We start from the raw sequence: 20,566 nt of genomic DNA, 5'->3' as shown, positions 1-20,566 counted from the left end.
CCCTTCTCAATTAATGGTAGCCATTTCAACGGTGACAGAAGCCATATGATTAACTAATATGCAGGGCTGTTGGCGCTTCGCCAGTTTATCCACCTGTTGACTTCCGTTATCGGGAATAAAATGTTTAACCCAGACCACAATCGCTTAGCGCCCACGCTGGCGATGATCATGGCCGCCTCGCTGGTAGGCTTTATCACCGGCTATACGGTGCCGCTTATCAGCCTTGAGCTTGCGCAGCAGCAAATTGATACCCTCTACGTTGGCCTGCTGGCCGCGCTGCCGCCGGCGGGCATGATGCTCTCCTCCTTCCTCTCGCCCGCGCTGTGCCGCCGCTTTGAGATGGGCGTGCTGCTCAGCGCAAGCCTGATCCTGCTGGCCCTGGCGACGGTTGCCTCCTGCCTGACCGTCGATCTGCTGCAGCTCCTGTTGCCGCGCTTCCTGACCGGCCTCGCCTCGGGGGTGATTATCGTGCTGGGAGAGAGCTGGATAACCGGCGGGGCGGCGGGTAAAAATCGCGCCACGTTGACCGGGATTTACGCCTCGGCCTTTACCGGCTGCCAGCTGGCCGGGCCGCTGCTCATTTCCGCCGGCCCCGCCTATCAGTCATGGGCGCTGCTGGCGATCTGCGGCCTGACCGCCCTGTGCCTGCTTATGCTGCGCCACCTGCCGAGCGGCAGTCGTGAGAGCCTCGCCGGACGCGCCAGCTGGCGTAGCCTCGGCGCATTTTTGCCGGTTCTGGCCTCCGGCGTATTCTGCTTTTCCTTCTTCGATGCCAGCATCCTCGCGCTGCTGCCGCTGTACGGCATGGATAAGGGGCTAAACGAGTCGATGGCGGTGCTGCTGGTGACGGTGGTACTGACCGGCGACGCGCTGTTCCAGGCGCCGCTCGGCTGGATTGCCGATAAGTTTGGCATCCGCCGGGTGCATCTCAGCTGCGCGCTGGTCTTCTGCCTCGCCCTGCTGGCGCTGCCCTTCCTGCTCGGCTCGCGCATGCAGCTGATCGTCGGCTGCCTGGTGCTCGGGGCGGCGGCAGGCGCGCTCTATACCCTGTCGCTGGTGCGCGCGGGTAAAACCTTCTCCGGGCAAAAGCTGATCATGATAAACGCGCTATTGGGCTTCTTCTGGTCGGCGGGGAGCGTTGCCGGGCCGGTGATCAGCAGCCTGGCGATCGGCGTTTCGGGATATGACGGTCTGATCGTCACCCTCTTCGCCAGCGGGCTACTGTTCCTGCTGATTCAGGGATTAGGTAAAAACGAGAAGACGCTGCTGGCTAACGAGCGTGAAGTTTCGGACGATGAAGTTTCGGACGATGAGGTTAGCGAAGCGGCGCAGTAGCGCGCCGTTTCGCCTGCAGCAATATGATAAAGCGGCCCTGGCGGCCGCTTTTCTTATAGCACTTTGCTGAGGAACGCGGCGGTGCGCGGGTTGCTCGGGGCGCTAAAGATCTGCTCCGGCCGGCCCTGCTCCTGAATAATCCCACCGTCGATAAAGATAACCCGGTCGGCAACCTCGCGGGCAAAGCCCATTTCATGGGTCACAATGACCATCGTCATCCCTTCGCTGGCGAGATTTTTCATCACCGCCAGCACGTCGCCGACCAGCTCGGGGTCGAGCGCCGAGGTCGGCTCGTCGAACAGCATGATCGACGGCTTCATCGCCAGGGCGCGGGCAATCGCTACCCGCTGCTGCTGGCCGCCGGAGAGGCTGGAGGGCCAGGCGTCGCGCTTATCGCTTAATCCCACTTTTGCCAGCAGCTCTTCCGCCAGCGCAATCGCCGCCTGCCGGGCCATGCCGCGCAGGTTCATCGGCGCCATGATCAGGTTTTCCAGCACCGTCATATGCGGGAACAGGTTGAAGCGCTGAAAGACCATGCCGACGCTTTCACGCAGCTTGTTCAGGTCGGTGGTGCGGTCGTGGACGGCAAAGCCGTTGACCGCCACTTCGCCTTCGCTGACGGTTTCCAGCGCGTTCATGCAGCGCAGAAAGGTGCTTTTCCCCGAGCCGGAGGGGCCGATGATGCACACCACTTCCTGCGGCTGAATATCGCAGCTGATGCCGCGCAGGACGTGGCTGTCACCGAAGCGCTTGTGCAGATTGTTAATGTGAATCACTTTTGCCAAACCTCTTTTCCAGACGGTTAACCAGCTGTGCCAGCAGGAAGGTAATCACCCAGTAGACCAGAGAGATCGTCAGGTAGGGTTCCCAGTAGGTGGCGTAGGCGCCGGAGACGGTACGCGCGGCGTAGGCCAGGTCGGCAAGGCCGATCGCCGACGCCAGCGAGGAGTCCTTGACGATAGCGATGGCGTTGTTGCCCAGCGGCGGCAGAATGCGGCGAAACGCCTGCGGCAGGATCACCTGGCGCATGGTTTTCCACCACGGCATCCCCAGCGCGCGGGAGGCTTCCATCTGTCCTTTGTCGATCGACTGAATGCCGGCGCGGAAAATTTCCGAGACGTAGGCCCCGGCGTTGAGCGTTATCGCCACCACGGAGGAGAGAAACGCGCCGTAGTTAGAGCGCAGCTCGCGGGCAAAGTCGGCGCTCATCACCCCGCCGGTGACCAGCAGGCCGTCGCGCGGGTTGATAAACAGCGGTACCAGCGCAAAGTGCACCACCATGATCTGCACAAACAGCGGCGTGCCGCGAAATGCGCTGACGTAGAAGCGTACCGGGAACTGAACCAGGTAGCGCAGGACGTATTTCCACACCCCGTGCTCGGCCTTCGCCATTCTTCCCAGTCCAAGGGTCAGACCCCACAGGGTGCCGAGGATCACGCAAATAATGGTGCATTTAATGGTCATCAAGGCGCCGTCCATAAACAGCGGACCGTACTCCTCGATGATCTCCCAACGGAATCCCGTCATAATCTTTCCCTAAAAAATACGGCTATCGTCAAAGCCGATAGCCGTGAGTAAGACAAAAAATAGATCTTATTGCGCTGGCAGCGTCGGGACGTTGTCGTCGAACCAGGTTTTGTAGATTTTGGCGTAGGTGCCGTCGGCGACAATTTTCTGCAGGCCGGCGTTGATTTTCGCCTGCAGCGCGCTGTTGCCCTTGGCTACGGCGATGCCGAAGTACTGGCGCTCAAACTTCGCGTCCGGCACCAGCTTGAACTGCTTCTCCGGGTGCTGCTTGATGTAGTATTTCACCACCCCAACGTCGCCGACCGCCGCGCTGACGCCGTCTTCAAACAGCTCCTGCAGCATCAGCGGCGTATTGTCGAAGCGCTTAATGGCGGTGCTGTTTTTACCCAGCACGTCAGAAACCACGATATCGCCGGTGCTGGAGTTCACCACCCCAACCTTCTCGCTTTTCAGCGCCGCCAGCGAGGTCACCTTCGAATCCGACGGCACCACGATCGACTGCTCGGCCGGGAAATAAGGGGCGGAGAAATCCACCATCTGCTTACGCTTATCGGTAATGGTGATCCCGGAGATGATAATGTCGCGATCGCCGGTGTTGAGGGTCGCGAAGATCCCCTCCCACGGCGTGTTGACCAGCTTGATATCAAAGTTTTCTGCTTTAGCGATCGCTTTGATGATGTCGATATCAAAACCTTCCAGCTGCTTCTGGCTGTTTTCGTATTCAAACGGGCGATAGGTGCCGCCGGAACCGACAACGTAGGTTTCCTGTGCCGCCTGCGCGGTGCCAATCATTGCCGCCATCAGGCAGCACACTTTCATCCACTTCTTAACCATGATAGATCCTTTTTATGCATTTATTTTGCATAAAAATACACATACTCAGCATGGCATGCAACCACAAACCTGCGCTGCGGTGATTTATCTGGCAGTTAGCTGCGCTTACCGCCAGATTTACCGATCGCTTTATGCAGTTCGTTGATGCGCTTCATCGACTTCATGGTTTTTTGCGGAGCGGTAGAGGCGACCGAGAGCACCATCATTTCCAGGCACACCAGCACCGTTCCGTGCAGCGGCACCCGCCCGTTATCGCCGCCGCGCGGCACCTCGATAACCACCTGCGCCTCCTGGCTGAAGCGGGAGTCCACCGCCTGGGTCAGCAGAATGGTCGGAATACCGAGCCGTCGGGCCTCGCGCAGGGTGGTCATGCCTTCACGGTGCGGCGATTTTTGCCCCATCATGATCAGCACGTCGCCGCGCTGCAGGCCGATCAGCTGTTCGGCGAGGCTAAAACCGGTGCGGTTCAGGACGTAGGAAGGCAGACCGATGCGGCTAAACAGCCTGGCGGTATACTCCGCCAGAATCCCCGACGCGCCGATGCCGAAAATCGCCACCTGGCGCGCGTCGGTGAGCAGTGCCACCGCCTGGGCTACCGCCTCGCGGTTGTCGGGGCGGGAGAGCACCTCGCAGGCGCGCTGGTGGCCCTCGAGCACGAAATCGATGCTCGAATTGACGTCCGTCGAGAGCACGTTGACCGTCGAGAGCATTTTCTCCGAGGAGGTAATCGACGGACCGAACCAGCGCTCCATAGTCTGCTTCAGCTCACGCAGCCCGGCAAAGCCCAGCGCCTGAATAGCCCTGACCACCGTAGCGTCGGAGGTGTGGGTGGCGGTGGCAATCTCCATCGCCGTGCGCTCGAGCACCACCTCGCGATTGTCGTTGATATAGCTAACCACCGCCAGCAGGCGCGGCGACAGCTGATGCGCCCGGGCGCGAAAACGGTCGCCAAACAGGTCAACCCGCCCCTTCTCTCGTTTGCCCGGCGTTTTCATTTCAGCGCCGCCGGCAGCGGACGTCCGGCAATATGCGACTGCACTTCGGCCGCCATCAGGCTCAGGGCGGCGAAGGAGTTGGAGATCACGTCCTCACGCGGCAGCAGGATATAGCGTCCGCTGCGGCAGGCGCGCATAAAGTCGCACCAGCCCGGCATCACGGCCTCCATCGCCTGCAGCTCATCCTGCGGCTTGCCGCCGGTATCGGAGCGCCAGGTCGCGAAAACGAAATCGGCATCCAGCTCCGGCAGCTGCTCGGCGCTAACGTCGATGCGCTGGCCGTCGGGAATGCGCTCAATCAGCGGCGGAAAGCGGAAGCCGGCGTCGCGCAGCACGCGGCCCAGGGCGTGATAGGCGTGATGGACGGTTACTTTACCGCCGTTGGCCTGAATCACCGAGACGGTAATCTTCTGCGTATCGACCGCCGCCTTCAGCTGGGCAATCTGCTCCCGATAGCGCCGCTCGAGCACCGCCAGCCGCGCCTCGGAGCCGGTCAGCTGCGCCAGCTTAGCGTAAATGCGCGGCGCGCTGCCCTGCAGATGGTCGATGCTCACCGTCGGGGCTATCTTCTCCAGCTGTTCCACGGAGACGTGGCGGCTAGGCTCGGTAATAATCAGGTCCGGCTTAGCCGCAGCCACGGCTTCGAGATCGATATCCGCGGTACCGATAAACTGAATATCGCTGTTATCAAAATCGATGCCGGTAAGCTGGGCGCTGGAGCGCAGATAGTGGCTACCGTCGGGACGCGTACGCCCGTGGCTGGCGACCGGCGGCACGCCGAGCTCGATCAGCGGGATCGTGATATCCAGATCGTGCATCGAGACAATCCGCTGCGGATGCAGCGGAACGTTCACCACCCGACCTAAATCATCGGTAAATTTTTGCGTCTGACCCGCGGCGGCACCCGCGGTACCGGCCACGCAAAGCAGCAGAGGAACTAACCAACGCATAGCAATCCTTGAGAGTTACAGGGCATCACGACGACGCCAGAGCAGCAGAATAAAAAACGGACAGCCCACCAGGGCGATGACAATCCCGGCCGGGATTTGCAGCGGCGCAAAGGCCACCCGCCCGATGGTGTCGGTCACTAAAACCAGCAGAGCGCCAATCAGCGCGCTACCGCACAGCAGAGAGACCTGGCCGCCGCGCAGCACAAAGCGCGCCATATGCGGCGCCATCAGGCCAACGAAGCCGAGGCTGCCCACGCAGGAGACGCCGGCGGAGGTCAGCAGCACCGGGGCAAAAAAGCGCAGCAGCGTCAGCTGCTGTAGCCGGACGCCGAGGCCGATAGCCGTGCGGTCGCCGAGCAGCGCCACGTCCGCCGCGCGGGCGGTAAGAAACAGGATCAGCGCGCCGGGCAGCGCCCAGCAGGCGGCGACCGCCAGCAGCGGCCAGGTCGCGGCGTGCAGGCTTCCCGCCAGCCAGATCATCGCCGTCTGCACGTCGCGGACGTCGGCGGTGGTCATAAAAATGCCTACCGCCGCGGCCAGGGTCCAGGAGACGCCGATACCGATCAGGATAAAGCGCGGCCGCGAGCAGTCGCGCGCCAGGGCCAGCACCAGCAGCGCCACCAGCACGCCGCCGGCCATTCCCGCCAGCGGCCGCCACGCCAGTGCCGTCGCCGGGAAGAGCAGGATCAGCGCCAATACCACCACGCTGGCCCCCTCCTTGACGCCGATAAGCCCCGGGTCCGCCAGCCCGTTACGGGTGATGCTCTGCATCGCCGCGCCGGCCATCCCCAGCATTGCCCCGCACAGCAGCGCCATAAACAGCCGCGGCAGGCGGATATCGAACAGAATAAAGCGCTGCTGTCCGCTGAGGCTATCCGCATCCAGCAGCGCCCGCAGCACGGTCCCGGAAGGCAGCGGAAAGCTGCCGCGCGTCAGGCCAAACGCGCCGAGAATGGCTATCAGGGCGAGCAGCCCGGCGGCACTCTTCAGCGCCGCCGGGCGCAGCAGAATATGACGACTCCCGGCAGCCAGCGGGCGGAATCCGGCACGACGTGCGGCGCTTTTCATTTAAAGAATCTCGCGGCAATAAAGATAAACAGCGGCGCGCCCACCAGGGCGGTCATCGCCCCGGTTGCCAGCTCCTGGGGCGCCACCAGGGTGCGCGCCGCAATATCCGCCAGCACCAGCACCAGGGCGCCAACCGGCGCCGCCAGCGGCAGCGCCAGGCGAATGTCCTCGGTGATCAGCCGCCGCACCACGTGCGGGACCACCAGGCCGACAAAGCCGATCGGCCCGGCAACGGCGACCGCCGAACCGCACAGCAGCGCGATGGCGGCGAGCCCCAGCAGCCGGGTCTGGGCAATTTTCACCCCCAGTCCGAGGGCGACCTTATCCCCCAAAGCCAGGACGTTAAGCCGCGGGGCGATGGCGAGCGCGATCAGCAGCCCGCCCAGCGCCGGGATCAGCGCCGCGCGCAGCGTTTGCCACTTCAGCCCGGCCAGATCGCCCGCCAGCCAGGTGCGCATCGCCAGCAGCGTTTGTTCGTCCAGAATCAGGACCGCCGCGGTCACCGCCGACGCAAAGGCCGAGAGCGCCACCCCGCACAGGGTGATGCGCAGCGGCGTCATGCCGCCGCGTCCGGAGGAAGCCAGCAGCATCACGGCGCCAAACAGCAGCCCTGCGCCGCAGGCGGCGGTCAGCGGGCGGCCGAACGCCGCTTCGCCGAGGCCCAGCGCCGAGGTCGCCACCACCGCCAGTGACGCGCCGGCATTGAGACCGAGAATATGCGGTTCGCCGAGCGGATTGCGGATCACCGTCTGCAGCAGCATGCCCGCGATGCCGAGCGCGGCGCCGGTAAGCAGCGCGGCGGCCAGGCGCACGAGGCGTAAATCGACAATAATCCGCTGGTCAAAACTGTGCGGATCGTAATGGAGCAGCGCCTGCAGTATGGTGGGCGGCGCAATCCAGCGCGCCCCCAGCCCCAGGTGCACCAGCGAGCCGCCGATCAGCAGCAGGGTCAGCACCACCACGGCCAGCTGCGGCCGGGCGCGTCGGCGCCGGAGCATCAGCGCGCTGGCGCTCATTGTCCGGCCGCCTGACGGGCGCGAAAGGGCATAAAGAATGGTTTACCGGTTTGCGGGTTCAGCGACATCTGCACGTCAACGTCAAACACCGTTTTAATCAGCTCCGGCGTACAGGTTTCATTTTCACCAATCACCCCGGCAATGCGCCCCTGCTTGAGAAACACCAGCGTATCGGCATAGTTCACCGCAAAGTTCAGGTCGTGCAGGACGGTCACCACCGTGCGCCCGTGTTCGCGGGTCAGGGTCTGCAGCAGCTCGAGAATATCGACCTGATAGCGCAGATCGAGCCAGGTGGTGGGTTCGTCGAGCAGAATGGTGGCGGTTTGCTGGGCCAGCGCCATCGCTATCCAGCAGCGCTGGCGCTGGCCGCCGGAGAGGCTGTCCACCGGCAGATGGGCGAACTCCGCGGTGCCGGTCAGCGCCAGCGCCTCCTCCACCGCCCGTTCGTCGTCGGCCGACCACTGGCGCATCAGCCCTTGCCAGGGATAGCGCCCGCGCGCCACCAGCTCGAAAACCGTCAGCCCTTCCGGGGTGAGCGGCGACTGGGGCAGTATCCCCAGCCGGCGCGATACCGTCCGGGTGGGCAGCTCGTGGATAACCTCACCGTCGAGGCGCACGCAGCCGCCGAGCGGCTTGAGCATTCGGGCGATGGTCGATAGCAGGGTCGATTTCCCGGAGCCGTTGGCCCCGGCCAGTACCGTCATTTTGCCGTGGGGGATCGTCAGATTAATATCGTTGACGATAAGGGTCTGGCCGTATCCGGCCGACAGGGAATCCAGCACAATCCCCTGCTCTGCAGGCATCACCCGCTGTGGCATAACTCGCTCCCGCACCGCAGCGGCGTGGCATCAGGCCCGCTCGGACTGCACTCAAACAAAAATACATCTCATTCTCTTTTGATCATGATGTGAATGAATGTAGTAGTCAATACTCTGTTTTACGCGCAGCGAAAAGGCGCTACCCGTAGCCTGGCGTAGCGACACAACCTTAATTAAACCGATTAAAAACAGAAAGATAAAGACTATTTTCGCTGTCCATTCCGCCGCCGAAACGCCGCTTTCGCCGGCAGCGCTTTTTTATCTTACATAACGTTTACTACTACATTGCTACGTGGTTGAATGATTCTCAATTACATATCTGAGCGCAAATTATAGCGGATAACGGATAGATAATATTTTTAAGGGCAATGATTTAATTGGCTTTTTCTGTCCGCAAAGGACGGATTCGTTCACGAGAAACAGACAAATGACGCAATCAACTGTCCCTTTCACGACATTGAAAGGGCGTGCACTTTTTTCACTGATTTTTTTGGGTTCCTTTACCTCTCCGGGGATTATCGCCGCGCAAACCGCGGTGGAAAAAGATAAAAATGCCGCCGACGAAACCATCACGGTGGTGGCCGACGGCAGCCAGCAGAACGCCACCAGCGGCTATCAGCCCCTCAGCAGCGCGACCGCGACGCTGACCTCAATGCCGCTGCTGGATATTCCGCAGGTGGTTAACACCGTCAGCGATCGGGTGCTGGAAGATCAGCACGTCACCTCGCTTGACGAGGCGCTGTATAACGTCGCCAACGTCGTGCAGACCAATACCCTCGGCGGCACCCAGGACGCCTTTACCCGCCGCGGTTTCGGCGCCAACCGCGACGGTTCTATTATGACCAACGGGCTGCGCACCGTCCTGCCGCGCAGCTTCAACGCTGCCGCCGAGCGCGTGGAGGTGCTGAAAGGCCCGGCCTCGACGCTGTACGGCATTCTCGACCCCGGCGGGCTGATTAACGTGGTGACCAAACGCCCGGAAAAAACCTTCGGCGGCTCGATTTCGGCAACCTCCACCAGCTTTGGCGGCGGCACCGGTCAGTTTGACGTCACCGGGCCCATCGACGGGACGCGCCTCGCGTACCGGGTCATCGGCGAATATCAGAATGAAGACTACTGGCGCAGCTTTGGCAAAGAGAAGAGCAGCTTTATCGCCCCTTCCCTGACCTGGTTTGGCGACCGCGCCACGGTCAACGTGGCCTACTCGCATCGCGACTACAGTACGCCGTTCGATCGCGGGACGATTTTCGATCTCAATACCAAAAAGGCGGTCAACGTCGATCGTAAGACCCGCTTCGACGAGCCGTTTAATATTACCGACGGCTACTCCGATCTGGCGCAGATTAACGCCGAATACCGGCTTAACGAGGCCTGGACCGCCCGCTTTGACTACAGCTACAGCCAGGATCACTACAACGACGATCAGGCGCGGGTCATGGCCTATGATTCGACCACCGGCGACCTGACCCGCCGCGTGGACGCCACCCACGGCTCAACCCAGAAGATGCACTCGACCCGTGCCGATCTGCAGGGCGACGTGGTGATTGGCGGTTTCTACAACGAGATCCTCAGCGGTATCGCCTACGAGAACTACGATCTGCTGCGCACCGACATGATCCGCTGTAAGAATACCAGGGGATTCAATATCTACAATCCGGTCTACGGCGCCGTCGATAAATGCACCAGCGTGTCGGCGTCCGACAGCGATCAGCGCATCCAGCAGGAAAGCTACGCCGCCTACGTGCAGGACGCGCTCTACCTCAACGACAGCTGGATCGCCGTCGCCGGCGTGCGCTACCAGTATTACACCCAGTACGCCGGCAAGGGGCGGCCGTTTAACGTCAATACCGACAGCAGCGACCAGAAGTGGACGCCGAAATTTGGCCTGGTTTATAAGCTGACGCCGACCATTTCGCTGTTCGGTAACGTGGCGCAGTCGTTTATGCCGCAGTCGTCCATCGCCAGCTATATCGGCAACCTGCCGCCGGAAGAGTCCACCTCTTATGAGCTGGGCGCCAAGTTTGAGCTGTTCAGCGGCGTGACCGCCAATATCGCCCTGTTCGATATCGATAAGCGCAACGTGCTGTACAACGAAACGGTCGGGGATGAAACCATTGCCAAAACGGCGGGCAAGGTGCGCTCGCGGGGCGTGGAGATGGACGTCGCCGGGTCACTCACCGACAACCTGAGCATCATCGCCAGCTACGGCTATACCGACGCTAAGGTGCTCGACGATCCGGACTATGCCGGCAAGCCGATGCCGAACGTGCCAAAACATACCGGCTCGCTGTACATGACCTATGACGTGCATAACGTCTACGCCAGCAACACCCTGACGCTCGGCGCCGGGGGACACGCGGTCAGCAAGCGTTCCGCCACCAACGGCGCGGACTATTACCTGCCGGGGTACGGCGTCGCGGACGCGTTCGCCGCCTACAAGATGAAGCTGCAGTATCCGGTCACCCTGCAGGTTAACGTTAAGAACCTGTTCGATAAGACCTACTACACCTCTTCAATCGGTACCAACAACCTGGGCAACCAGATTGGCGACCCGCGCGAAGTGCAGTTTACGGTGAAGATGGACTTTTAAGCACCCGACGCTCTCCCGGCGCAGCGGAACGTTGCCGCCGGGAGACACTCCCCATCGCGAATCCTACCAGTCCTCCGCCTGGCCCAGGATGCGCAAAATATCCTGCCGATGGCCGACCAGCTGCGGATTATCGCGGTGGCGCGGGAAGGGCAGCGGCAGCGTAAATTCGGCAATAATTCGCCCCGGACGCGGCGACATCACCAGCACCCTTTCGCACAGCAGCAGCGCCTCTTCAATATCGTGCGTCACCAGCAGGCTGGTATAGCCCTGCTGCTGCCAAAGCGCGATCAGCTCGCGCTGCATGCTGATGCGCGTCAGGGAGTCCAGCTTGCCTAAGGGTTCGTCGAGCAGCAGCAGCCGCGGCTCGTTGAGCAGCGCCCGCGCCAGCGCCGCCCGCTGGGCCATCCCGCCGGAGAGCTGACGCGGCCAGGCGGCGCTAAACGCCTCCAGCCCCATCCGCGCAATCAGCGCGTCGGCCTTTGGCTCCAGCCCTTTTCTCCCCTGCGCCTGCGGCCCGAGCAGCACGTTTTGCCGCACCGTCAGCCACGGATAGAGGGTCGGGTCCTGAAACACCAGGATCCGCTCCGGCCCCGGGGGCCCCATGCGGCGATCGTCGATCTGCACCTGCCCGCTCTGCAGCGTCTCCAGCCCCGCCAGCAGCCGCAGCAGGGTGGATTTCCCGCAGCCGGACGGCCCCAGCAGCGCCACGCTCTCTCCCGGGCGCAGCCGCAGGCTGATATTTTCCAGCACCGGCACCGTCTGGCGGCCCAGCGCAAAGGCGTGGCTCAGATGGGCGATGTCGATGGCCGCACCGGCCGGCGTCGCCGTGGTCGCGGTCGTTACCATGTCATGCCTCCCCGCTGCCAGCTCAGCAGCCGGTCGCGTAAAATAAACAGTCCGCTAATCAGGCCGGAACAGAGAAAAGCCATCACCAGCAGCGCAGCGTACATGTTGGGATAGGCCGCCCAGCCCTGCGCCCACTGCAGATAAAAGCCGATCCCCGATTTAACACCGACCATCTCGGCGACGATCAGCACCGAGAACGAGGCGCCTAATCCCATAAACAGCCCGACGAAGACGTTCGGCAGCGCGGCGGGAATGGCTACCCGCAGGATCAGAAAACGCTGGCTGGCCCCCAGCGTGCGCGCCACGTCGTACCAGGCTTTATCGATGCTCACCACCCCGGACCACGTCAGTACGGTGACCGGAAACCAGGTGCTGAGGGCAATCAAAAAGACGCTGGCTCCGAAGCTGGAAGGGAAGATAAACAGGCACAGCGGCAGCAGCGCCGTTGACGGTACCGGCCCGAGCAGGCGCAGCACCGGATGCAGCCAGTAGCCGATACGCTGCGACCAGCCAATGGCCAGCCCGCTGATAAAGCCGCAGGAGGTCCCGAGCAGCACCCCGAGGCTCAGCAGGCCCAGCGAGTGCAGCAGGCTATCGAGCAGGCGCGGCCAGTCGTCATACAGGACTTCGATCAGCGCCTGCGGTGGAGCAAAAAATGGCACCGGCAGCAGCGCGGATTTCGCCGTCAGCCACTCCCACAGGCCGAACAGCACCGGCAGCAGCGCCAGCCATTTCCCGGCATGCTGCAGGCGCCCGCCCCGCTGGCGCCAGTAGCGGTAGCTCAGCGCCAGCAGCAGCAGCCCGCCGGCGATCGCCAGCTGCGTCATCGCCCAGCCTTCGCTGTAGGGCCAGCGCCGCCCGGCATCCGGCCACCTCAGGGTAAAGAGCCCGCCCGCCAGCCACAGCGCGGCGGCCAGCGCGCCTTCAGCCCACAGCGCACCGCCCGCCCGCGGCCGCGACAGCGCCTGCTCAGGCGAATACGTTGGCATAAATACTCTCCGCAAACTGATGAGGATCGGTCCCGGGCTTGATCACCTGCACCCGCTGCAGGTCAATGGCGTACTGGGTCAGCTCTTTGACGAAAGCCTCGCCGACGGCGTGGTGGCCGTGGCCCTGGCCGTGAAGGATCCCCGAGACCTCGGTCTCATTGGTATTCAGCGCGTGGGCCATAAACGCCTGCGCCACGCTTTCCGGGTGGGCCGAAGCGTAGCTGTGCGCCTCCAGAATGGCCTGGGTCAGCGCGGCGGCGGCCGGCTTATGGTCCCGCGCCAGCGATCCGCTCACCCCCAGCACGCAGCAGCTCAGGTTGGCGTAATCCCCGCTCATATTGCTGGCGATCAGCTGATACTTGCCGGTCTCCAGCAGGCGATAGCTGAAGGGTTCGCTACCGCTGATGGCGGCAATCTCGCGCTTGTCGAGCGCCACGCTCAGCAGGTCGGCGGGATAGACCTTCCACTGCACGTCGCTAAGCGGATCGATCCCGTGACGTTTGAGCAAAATGGCGAAGAAGTTTTTATCCGGGCCGGCCATATCGGTCACCCCGATAGTCTGTCCCTTCAGGCTCTCCAGGCCGCCAAACGGCGAATTTTTTGCCGTCAGCAGATTCAGACAGCCGCCGTGCGTCCCGGCGGTGAGCTTGACGTCAAAGCCCTGCTCCAGCGCCTTCAGCCAGCGCAGCGCCATCCCGACGCCGGCGTCCGCCTTGCCGGTGGCTATCGCCTCCAGCAGAACGTCGGTCGAGTTACCAAAATTAACGAACTCCACGTCGAGGTTGTACTTGCTGAAAAACTTCTGCTGCTCGGCCACCGCGACCGGCGCAAGGCACACCGCGCTTTTGTTGATCGCCAGCCTGATTTTGTAGGGTTCGGCCAGGCGCAGCGCCAGGTTTTCCCCCTCGACGGGCATCGCCGCCATATCGTGCGCCCACAGCGGCCAGGCCGTCGCCGCCAATGCCGTACCGGCGCTCAGCTGAAGAAAACGGCGGCGGGAAAAAGAGGTCTGGATCATGGCGTGGTCTCCTGATGAGCCGTTTGTGCAGGGACGGTAAAACCGTCATCAAAAGTCGGCGTGACGTCCAGCCTGGCGCGGATCAGCCCGTTGGCCTGATAAAAATCGGCGGTGGCCTGCTGCTGGGCGACGATCCGCGAGTCCAGGCGCTGCCACTGCGATTGCCGGTTGGCGAACTGCGCCCGGGCGATCTCCGGCGGGAAACGAATGATCTCCCCGAGGGTTTTGCCGTAGCTGTCCAGATTGGCATAGGCCCAGCGCTCGGCGCCCGCCAGGCGATGCAGATAGTCCTGCAGCGCCGCCCGTTTAGCCGGATCCTTAAGGCTGGCGTCGGTGGCCGCAAGGAAGGTATTTCCGGGCAGCAGCCCCTTGCCGCTGACCAGAATTTGCCCCTCAGCGGTTTTCACCAGCTGGGTGGTGTAGGGCTCCCAGGTCGCCCAGGCATCCACCGATCCGTTGAGCAATGCCACTTTGGCATCCACCGGGCCGAGGAAGACCCACTGCACGTCTTTGGGCGATATTCCCGCCTGCTCCAGCGCTTTGAGGGCGACAAAGTGGCCGATGGACCCTTTCCCGGTTGCGATGCGTTTGCCCTTTAAGTCCGCCGCGCTTTTCAGCGGGCTGCCCGGCGGGACCAGCACCGCGGTGCCGGCGGGGTTGCTTTTATCGACGGCGATCGCCTTTACCGGCGCGCCGTTGGCGAGGGCGAAGAGCAGCGGCGCATCGCCGATAATCCCGGCATCAACCGCACCGGCGTTCAGCGCTTCCGCCAGCGGCGCGGCGGCGGGAAACTCCGCCCACTTGATGTCGTAGTTCAGGTTTTGCAGCGCATTCGCGGCTTCAAGCTGCGAGCGCATGCCGCCCTTTTGATCGGCAATGCGCAGGGTGACGCGCTCCTGCGCCACCGCATGAGCGCTCAGCGCCAGCAGCACGAGCGCCGCGGCTAAAGGGGTTCTCTTTCGTTCGCGCATGGTGGTTATCCTTATAATTGAAAAGCCTGTTTGCCCGCCGCCTGCCAGGCGCTGTCGCTCTGCGGCGTATGCACTCGCCCGCACAGCACGTTGCGATAGTGACGCTCCAGAGGGTGCTGGCGGCTGAGCCCGTGATTGCCGGTGAGCTCCAGCGCCAGGCCAACCGCCGAAATGGCGTTGTCGGTGATGGTCACCTTCGCCAGATTGGCTTCAGCGGCGGTGAATCCCAGCTCGGCCGCCCGCTGCAGCAGGCAGCGGTTGGTCAGCAGCGCGCTGTCGATCTGCCCGACTTTCTCCTGCACCCGCGGCAGCTGGCTGAGCGGCTGCCCAAGACTTCCCGGGATACGTGTACGCAGCCAGCCCAGCAGCCAGTCGCGCGCGGCGCGAGCGACGCTGTCGTAAATAGCCGCCAGCAGCGCCGCGTGGCGGTTGGCAAACAGCCGCGTCTGTTCGGCATTCGGCCCCGGCGGCGTCGCCGCGGGCCAGGTCTCTACCGCGCTCTCCGGCGCCAGCAGCACGTCGCGAAAGCGTGCTTCATGGCTGCCGGTGGCGCGCATGCCGGCGTGATCCCAGCTTTTAATAATGGTGACACCGTCACTTTTAGCCGGCACCAGCCAGGTTCCCACCCGCGGGTCGGGGTCATCGCTTCGCGCCCAGACCGCCAGCCAGCTCAGCCCCTCAACGCCGGTGGTGTAGAGCTTGTGGCCGTTGAGCCGCCAGCCCTGCGCGGTGCGGGTAGCAACGGTTTGCGGCAGGCCGCCGCGCGCCGGGGAGCCGAGCTCTGGCTCTACCCGCAGGCTGTTGATCAGCCCTCCGCGTTCGACGGCGTCGCGAAAGACCCGCTCGCGCAGCGGCTCCGCCCAGCCTTCGCTCTCCGCCAGCCGCAGATGGTGCAGATACTGCATGCAGACGATCAGCGCCGTCGCCGGCTCGCCCCACGCGATGGCGGAAATCGCCTCCTGCAGCTGCGGGAGATCCGCCTGCGCGCCGCCGTAGCGCCGCGGCGTGGCCAGGCTCAGAAAGCCCTCCCGGTGCAGCAGGTCGAGGTTATGGCGGGGAAATTCGCCGCTCTGGTCAAGTTCTGCCGCCCGTTCCGCCATTTGCCGGCGGATATTCGTCAGCCGCTGCGGCCAGCTGGCCGTCGGCTGAGGCGAAGCCTGGGGAGGCGTGTTCACGATACCCGCGCCTTAGCCGCCCGCAGCGCCGCCTTTTCGCGGGCGATCGGCAGCAGCGCCTTGCCGTACTCCTGCGCATCGTTGAGCGGGTCGAAGCCGCGGATCAGGAAGTTGTGCACCCCGAGGTCGTAGTAATCGAGCAGCGCGTCGGCAACCTGTTCCGCCGTGCCCACCAGCGAGGTGGAGTTATGTCCGCCGCCCACCAGCTTCGCAATACCGGTCCACAGGCGCTTGTCCACCACGTTCCCCTGCTCCGCCGTCGCCCGCAGGCGCTGGGCGCCGACGCTCTCCGGCTTGGCCTTAAATCCGCCGTCGGTCTGCGCCGCGCGCTCGGAGGCAACGTGTAAAATATGCTCGGCTTTTTCCCAGGCCTGCGCTTCGCTATCGGCGATAATCGGCCGGAAGGAGACGCTGAAGTCAATTTCGCGCTGGTGCTTTGCCGCTTCAGCCCGCACCCGCTTCACCGTCTCCTGGGTTTGTCCCAGCGATTCGCCCCACAGGGCAAAGACATCGGCGTGCTTACCGGCCACCCGAATGGCGGCCTCTGAGGAGCCGCCAAAATAGAGCGGAATATGCGGTTTTTGCAGCGGACGAATGGCCGACCATGCCTGCTCGGCCTGGTAGAACTCGTTGGCGATATCGACCGGCTGCTCTGCGGTCCAGATTTTGCGTACCGTCTCAAGGAAGGCGTCGGTGCGCGCATAGCGCTGGTCGTGATTGAGATAGTCGCCGTCGCGGCGCTGTTCGGCATCGTTGCCGCCGCTGATAATATGCACCGCGAGGCGCCCACCGAGCAGGTGCTCAAGGGTGGCGAATTTACGCGCGGCGAGCGTGGGCGAGACAAAACCCGGGCGGTGGGCGAGCAGAAAGCTGATTTTTTGCGTCGACAGCCCGGCCAGGGCGGTAACCAGGAAGCCATCGGGCTGATCGGACCAATGCCCCACCAGCAGCCGGTCAAAGCCGGCGGCCTCGTGAGCCTGAGCAAAACGAACGATATAGTCGCGGTCAAAAATCGGCCCTGCCGGGGCGATAGTTTCGGACGCGAGACGGTGGCCGATCATGCCGAGAAACTGAATGCTCATACAAACTCCTTGGGTCAGGGTAACGGGCCGGCCGCGGCGGCGGCGCAATATCGTTACCCTATACATCGGAGATTAATGAACAAAATGCATTTTTATCATATCTTAATATGCCAAATAAGCATTTAGATAAATTATAGCTGTTTTTCAGTCAGATAAAGCCAGCTGCTGGACGATTTTGGCGGCAAAAAAAGTCAGCGGCTGCTGGAGATTAGCCAGATTCTGGGCGCTGATTTGCCACAGGCAGACCGCGGGCTGGAAATCGGCCAGCGCCAGGATACTAATCTCATCGCGCCACGGGCTGGCTGCCAGCGCCGCCCGGGGGACGATACCCAATCCCAGCCCCTGCGCCACCAGACCAATCTGCAGCTGGGCACCCGCGGTCTCGGTATTCAGCTGCAGCCGCAGCCCCTGGGCCTGCAGCTCGCGGATCAATCCCGCCCGCAGCCCGCAGCCGTCGGGATTGAGCACCCAGCCGTGCGCCGCGCACTCCCGCAGCACCCCGGCGGAGAGGTGCAGGCTCCTGCCGGCAATCACCACGATATCCAGCGGGCAGAGCAGCCGCCCGCTGTAGCCCTCCGCGAAGGCCTGCTGCGCCGGGCCCATCGCCAGCACGCCGTCAAGCTCGACGCTCTCCAGACGCTTCTGCAGCTGGCCGCTCCAGCCACAGGTCACCTGCGGCTGGAGGTGCGGGAACTGCTGATGCAGCGCCGTCAGCGCCGGCTGGAGGGCGATTTCCGCCACGCTTTGCGGCAGGCCGAGGCGCAGAACCCCGCGCGGCTCCGCCTCCGGGTCCAGCAGCCCGTAGAGCTTTTTGGTTTCCCGCTTGATGGTCAGGCACTGCTCGTAGACGCGATGCCCGGCGGCAGTCAGGGTCAGCGGCCGGGTCTGCCGCTCCAGCAGAGTCACGTTCAGCGTCTGCTCCAGCCGCTGCAGCCGACGGGTGATCGCCGACTGGGTAATGCCCAGATATTCCGCCGCCTGATTCAGGGAGGAGAACTGCACGGTGGCTAACAGAGCGTCGATGTCGTCAATGCGCATAGATTCCTTAGAGTCGGCCTCGCCAGGCTCTTAATGTTTATTTTGCATATTAATATATGCGGAAATTGCATTTAAATAATATTAACGCCTTTGTTAGCGTATTGACCAGCCCCTCTCACAGGAACCGATGATGAGCACATCCCGACTGGAAAAATTACGCCATTTTATTCAAGACGTTGACGTCCTGCATCGCGAGATCGGCCAGCCGGAGCCGCTGCTGGACGCGGTGGCCCTGCGGCTGGCGGCGCTGGTGAAGCAGGATGACTGGCTGCCGGACGAGTACGCCCTGCCGCATCCCCACCATTATCAGCAGTATCTGCTGCACGCCGACTCCGGGCAGCGCTTTTCAATCGTCAGCTTCGTCTGGGGGCCGGGACAATCGACGCCGATCCACGACCACCGGGTGTGGGGCGCGATCGGCATGCTGCGCGGGGCGGAGGAGAATCAGCGCTACCGCCTCGATGACGCCGGCACGCCGGTGGCTGACGGTATCGCCCAGCGCCTCTCCCCCGGCGAGGTCGAGAAAGTCTCCGCCCGCGACGGCGATATTCACCGGGTCAGCAACGCGCTGGCGGATAGCGTGTCCATCAGCATCCACGTCTACGGCGGCAATATCGGCGCCGTCAGGCGCGCCGTGTATACCCCGGAAGGACTCAGCAAACCCTTTATCTCCGGCTACTCCAACCGCCATTTACCCAATCTCTGGGATCTCTCTAAGGATAATTAATATGCCCGAACACTCCCTACGCCAGACCGCACAGATCCGCCAGGCGCTGCTCGACGGCGCGGAGCTGGCGCTGATCGACGTGCGTGAAGAAGCGCACTTCGCCACCGCGCATCCGCTGTTCGCCGCAAACCTGCCGCTCAGCAAGCTGGAGCTGGAAATCAGCCGCCGGGTGCCGCGCCTGACGACGCCGATAACCGTTTACGACAACGGTGAAGGTCTTGCCATCGTCGCTCTCGAACGCCTGCGCGAGTGGGGCTACCGGGACGTTGCCCTGCTCGACGGGGGGCTGGCGGGCTGGCAGCGCAGCGGCGGAGAGCTGTTTCAGGACGTCAACTCCCCGAGCAAAGCGTTTGGCGAGCTGGTTGAGAGCCAGCGCCACACGCCTTCGCTGAGCGCGCAGGAGGTGCAGGCGCTGATTGACGGCCCGCAGCCGGTGGTGGTGCTCGACGCCCGACGCTTCGATGAGTATCAGACCATGAGTATTCCCGGCAGCATCAGCGTTCCCGGTGGCGAGCTGGCACTACGGGTTGACGGCCTCGTAGGCTCGGAGCAGACGCCGATCGTGGTTAACTGCGCGGGACGCACCCGCAGCATTATCGGCGCCCAGTCGCTGCGCAACGCCGGAGTGCGTAATCCGGTCTACGCCCTGCGTAACGGCACCATCGGCTGGACGCTGGCCGGACTGACGCTGGAGCACGGCCAGCAGCGGCGCTATGACCCGGCGCAGCAGCCATCGACGGCGCGGCGCCAGCAGGTGCGCGCGCTGGCCGAAAGCGCCGGGGTGACGTTTATTGATGAGACCACGCTGCAGCGCTGGCGACGCCAGGAGGATCGCACCACCTATCTGTTCGACGTCCGCAGTCCGGAGGAGTACGCCGCCGGCCACCTGCCCGGCAGCCTTAGCGCTCCCGGCGGACAGCTAGTGCAGGAGACCGACCACCACGCCAGCGTGCGCGGCGCGCGGATCGTCGCGCTGGACGATGACGGCGTTCGCGCGGCCATCACCGCCTCGTGGCTGGCGCAGATGGGCTGGGAGGTCGCGGTACTGCGCGAAACGAATCCGGCAACGTTTAGCGAGCGCGGCGTACCGGCAGCCATCGTCCCGCCGGCCCCGGTAGCGAAAGAGATAGCCCCCCAGCGGCTGGCGGAGCTGCTGAATGAACCGGGCACCGTGGTGCTGGATTTCACCACCAGCGCCAACTACGCGGCGCGGCATATTCCCGGCGCCTGGTGGCTGGTGCGCTCCGAACTCAGGCAGGCGCTGGAGGCGATCCCGCCCGCCGAGCGCTACGTGCTCACCTGCGGCAGCAGCCTGCTTGCGCGTTACGCTGTCACCGAAGTCGGGGCGCACACCGGTAAGCCGGTAGAGCTGCTGCGCGGCGGCACGCTGGCGTGGATAGCGGCGGACCTGCCGCTGGAACGGGGCAATACGCGGCTGGCGAGCGAAGCCAGCGACCGCTATCGCCGCCCGTACGAGGGAACGGATAACTCTCCCGAGGCGATGCAGGCCTATCTGGACTGGGAGTTCGGGCTCGTCGATCAGCTGGCGCGCGACGCCACCCACGGCTTTAGGGTGCGCTAGCCGGC

At 63.4% G+C, this 20,566-nt stretch carries 18 protein-coding genes and 1 pseudogene; 4 read left to right on the top strand and 15 right to left on the bottom strand.

The features are described 5' to 3' along the window. The first annotated feature begins 120 nt into the window (after positions 1-120). Positions 121-1,335 carry an MFS transporter gene (locus tag RTE01_RS22180; RefSeq protein WP_041147668.1) on the top strand — a complete coding sequence of 405 codons (1,215 nt, stop codon included), beginning with the start codon at positions 121-123 and terminating at the stop codon, positions 1,333-1,335. A 53-nt stretch (positions 1,336-1,388) separates the two neighbouring features. On the opposite strand, the gene RTE01_RS22175 is transcribed toward RTE01_RS22180, so the two are convergent. The 8 genes and pseudogenes from RTE01_RS22175 to RTE01_RS22140 all read right to left on the bottom strand — a co-directional run bounded on the left by RTE01_RS22175 (position 1,389) and on the right by RTE01_RS22140 (position 8,543). Then, positions 1,389-2,111, bottom strand: coding sequence for an amino acid ABC transporter ATP-binding protein (locus RTE01_RS22175; protein WP_041147669.1), 723 nt, complete (start codon positions 2,109-2,111; stop codon positions 1,389-1,391). Further along, positions 2,098-2,862 (bottom strand): amino acid ABC transporter permease, encoded by a 765-nt coding sequence (locus tag RTE01_RS22170; RefSeq protein ID WP_134526493.1) that lies wholly within the window; start codon positions 2,860-2,862, stop codon positions 2,098-2,100. The genes RTE01_RS22175 and RTE01_RS22170 overlap by 14 nt, the downstream gene beginning before the upstream one ends. Before the next feature lie 66 nt (positions 2,863-2,928). Continuing rightward, entirely contained in the window at positions 2,929-3,696 is a 768-nt protein-coding gene (locus RTE01_RS22165) for a basic amino acid ABC transporter substrate-binding protein (RefSeq protein ID WP_076947601.1), read from the bottom strand. A 95-nt stretch (positions 3,697-3,791) separates the two neighbouring features. Beyond that, a complete protein-coding gene (locus RTE01_RS22160; RefSeq protein WP_141335379.1) occupies positions 3,792-4,691 on the bottom strand; it encodes a MurR/RpiR family transcriptional regulator in 900 nt (299 codons plus the stop codon). Then, positions 4,688-5,667, bottom strand: a pseudogene (locus RTE01_RS26660) (iron-siderophore ABC transporter substrate-binding protein). Before RTE01_RS26660 ends, RTE01_RS22160 begins: the two are co-directional and overlap by 4 nt. Further along, positions 5,657-6,709 (bottom strand): FecCD family ABC transporter permease, encoded by a 1,053-nt coding sequence (locus RTE01_RS22150; RefSeq protein ID WP_141335377.1) that lies wholly within the window; start codon positions 6,707-6,709, stop codon positions 5,657-5,659. Before RTE01_RS22150 ends, RTE01_RS26660 begins: the two are co-directional and overlap by 11 nt. After that, positions 6,706-7,725, bottom strand: coding sequence for a FecCD family ABC transporter permease (locus RTE01_RS22145; RefSeq protein ID WP_141335375.1), 1,020 nt, complete (start codon positions 7,723-7,725; stop codon positions 6,706-6,708). The genes RTE01_RS22150 and RTE01_RS22145 overlap by 4 nt, the downstream gene beginning before the upstream one ends. Next, entirely contained in the window at positions 7,722-8,543 is an 822-nt protein-coding gene (locus RTE01_RS22140; protein WP_041146006.1) for an ABC transporter ATP-binding protein, read from the bottom strand. Before RTE01_RS22140 ends, RTE01_RS22145 begins: the two co-directional genes overlap by 4 nt. A 427-nt stretch (positions 8,544-8,970) precedes the next feature. On the opposite strand from RTE01_RS22140, the gene RTE01_RS22135 reads away from it, so the two are divergent. Next, complete coding sequence (locus RTE01_RS22135) at positions 8,971-11,133, top strand: TonB-dependent siderophore receptor (protein WP_141335373.1); 2,163 nt, start codon at positions 8,971-8,973, stop codon at positions 11,131-11,133. Between the two features lie 63 nt (positions 11,134-11,196). On the opposite strand, the gene RTE01_RS22130 is transcribed toward RTE01_RS22135, so the two are convergent. The 7 genes from RTE01_RS22130 to RTE01_RS22100 all read right to left on the bottom strand — a co-directional run bounded on the left by RTE01_RS22130 (position 11,197) and on the right by RTE01_RS22100 (position 18,252). Next, complete coding sequence (locus tag RTE01_RS22130; RefSeq protein ID WP_141335371.1) at positions 11,197-11,979, bottom strand: ABC transporter ATP-binding protein; 783 nt, start codon at positions 11,977-11,979, stop codon at positions 11,197-11,199. Then, positions 11,973-12,968: an ABC transporter permease gene (locus RTE01_RS22125; protein WP_041146009.1), complete on the bottom strand. Its 996-nt coding sequence runs from the start codon at positions 12,966-12,968 to the stop codon at positions 11,973-11,975. Before RTE01_RS22125 ends, RTE01_RS22130 begins: the two co-directional genes overlap by 7 nt. Further along, the gene (locus RTE01_RS22120) at positions 12,949-13,986 is read right to left on the bottom strand and encodes an ABC transporter substrate-binding protein (protein ID WP_041146010.1); all 1,038 of its coding nucleotides are present in this window, start codon (positions 13,984-13,986) and stop codon (positions 12,949-12,951) included. Before RTE01_RS22120 ends, RTE01_RS22125 begins: the two co-directional genes overlap by 20 nt. Beyond that, entirely contained in the window at positions 13,983-14,957 is a 975-nt protein-coding gene (locus tag RTE01_RS22115) for an ABC transporter substrate-binding protein (protein WP_141335369.1), read from the bottom strand. Before RTE01_RS22115 ends, RTE01_RS22120 begins: the two co-directional genes overlap by 4 nt. A gap of 11 nt (positions 14,958-14,968) precedes the next feature. Further along, positions 14,969-16,057 (bottom strand): acyl-CoA dehydrogenase family protein, encoded by a 1,089-nt coding sequence (locus RTE01_RS22110; RefSeq protein ID WP_134528539.1) that lies wholly within the window; start codon positions 16,055-16,057, stop codon positions 14,969-14,971. 71 nt (positions 16,058-16,128) lie between these two features. Then, positions 16,129-17,214 (bottom strand): LLM class flavin-dependent oxidoreductase, encoded by a 1,086-nt coding sequence (locus tag RTE01_RS22105; protein ID WP_134526496.1) that lies wholly within the window; start codon positions 17,212-17,214, stop codon positions 16,129-16,131. A gap of 144 nt (positions 17,215-17,358) precedes the next feature. After that, the gene (locus RTE01_RS22100) at positions 17,359-18,252 is read right to left on the bottom strand and encodes a LysR family transcriptional regulator (RefSeq protein ID WP_134526499.1); all 894 of its coding nucleotides are present in this window, start codon (positions 18,250-18,252) and stop codon (positions 17,359-17,361) included. Positions 18,253-18,382: 130 nt separating this feature from the next. On the opposite strand from RTE01_RS22100, the gene RTE01_RS22095 reads away from it, so the two are divergent. Both RTE01_RS22095 and RTE01_RS22090 read left to right on the top strand, forming a co-directional pair. Then, positions 18,383-18,979: a cysteine dioxygenase family protein gene (locus RTE01_RS22095; protein ID WP_123551542.1), complete on the top strand. Its 597-nt coding sequence runs from the start codon at positions 18,383-18,385 to the stop codon at positions 18,977-18,979. Between the two features lies 1 nt (position 18,980). Next, positions 18,981-20,561 carry a rhodanese homology domain-containing protein gene (locus RTE01_RS22090; RefSeq protein WP_141335367.1) on the top strand — a complete coding sequence of 527 codons (1,581 nt, stop codon included), beginning with the start codon at positions 18,981-18,983 and terminating at the stop codon, positions 20,559-20,561. Positions 20,562-20,566: the final 5 nt, after the last annotated feature.

This window comes from Klebsiella terrigena (genome assembly GCF_006539725.1).
Classification (GTDB): Bacteria; Pseudomonadota; Gammaproteobacteria; order Enterobacterales; family Enterobacteriaceae; genus Klebsiella; species Klebsiella terrigena.
The sequence above is the reverse complement of the archived record's forward strand: the minus strand, read 5'-3'. Positions and strand labels throughout refer to the sequence as shown.

What these genes read in the sequence shown, in the direction of transcription:
- RTE01_RS22180 (WP_041147668.1), top strand. Translation starts at nt 121, where the DNA reads ATGTTTAACCCAGACCACAATCGCTTAGCGCCCACGCTGGCGATGATC.
- RTE01_RS22170 (WP_134526493.1), bottom strand. Translation starts at nt 2,862, where the DNA reads ATGACGGGATTCCGTTGGGAGATCATCGAGGAGTACGGTCCGCTGTTT.
- RTE01_RS22165 (WP_076947601.1), bottom strand. Translation starts at nt 3,696, where the DNA reads ATGGTTAAGAAGTGGATGAAAGTGTGCTGCCTGATGGCGGCAATGATT.
- RTE01_RS22160 (WP_141335379.1), bottom strand. Translation starts at nt 4,691, where the DNA reads ATGAAAACGCCGGGCAAACGAGAGAAGGGGCGGGTTGACCTGTTTGGC.
- RTE01_RS22150 (WP_141335377.1), bottom strand. Translation starts at nt 6,709, where the DNA reads ATGAAAAGCGCCGCACGTCGTGCCGGATTCCGCCCGCTGGCTGCCGGG.
- RTE01_RS22145 (WP_141335375.1), bottom strand. Translation starts at nt 7,725, where the DNA reads ATGAGCGCCAGCGCGCTGATGCTCCGGCGCCGACGCGCCCGGCCGCAG.
- RTE01_RS22140 (WP_041146006.1), bottom strand. Translation starts at nt 8,543, where the DNA reads ATGCCACAGCGGGTGATGCCTGCAGAGCAGGGGATTGTGCTGGATTCC.
- RTE01_RS22135 (WP_141335373.1), top strand. Translation starts at nt 8,971, where the DNA reads ATGACGCAATCAACTGTCCCTTTCACGACATTGAAAGGGCGTGCACTT.
- RTE01_RS22130 (WP_141335371.1), bottom strand. Translation starts at nt 11,979, where the DNA reads ATGGTAACGACCGCGACCACGGCGACGCCGGCCGGTGCGGCCATCGAC.
- RTE01_RS22125 (WP_041146009.1), bottom strand. Translation starts at nt 12,968, where the DNA reads ATGCCAACGTATTCGCCTGAGCAGGCGCTGTCGCGGCCGCGGGCGGGC.
- RTE01_RS22120 (WP_041146010.1), bottom strand. Translation starts at nt 13,986, where the DNA reads ATGATCCAGACCTCTTTTTCCCGCCGCCGTTTTCTTCAGCTGAGCGCC.
- RTE01_RS22115 (WP_141335369.1), bottom strand. Translation starts at nt 14,957, where the DNA reads ATGCGCGAACGAAAGAGAACCCCTTTAGCCGCGGCGCTCGTGCTGCTG.
- RTE01_RS22110 (WP_134528539.1), bottom strand. Translation starts at nt 16,057, where the DNA reads ATGGCGGAACGGGCGGCAGAACTTGACCAGAGCGGCGAATTTCCCCGC.
- RTE01_RS22105 (WP_134526496.1), bottom strand. Translation starts at nt 17,214, where the DNA reads ATGAGCATTCAGTTTCTCGGCATGATCGGCCACCGTCTCGCGTCCGAA.
- RTE01_RS22100 (WP_134526499.1), bottom strand. Translation starts at nt 18,252, where the DNA reads ATGCGCATTGACGACATCGACGCTCTGTTAGCCACCGTGCAGTTCTCC.
- RTE01_RS22095 (WP_123551542.1), top strand. Translation starts at nt 18,383, where the DNA reads ATGAGCACATCCCGACTGGAAAAATTACGCCATTTTATTCAAGACGTT.
- RTE01_RS22090 (WP_141335367.1), top strand. Translation starts at nt 18,981, where the DNA reads ATGCCCGAACACTCCCTACGCCAGACCGCACAGATCCGCCAGGCGCTG.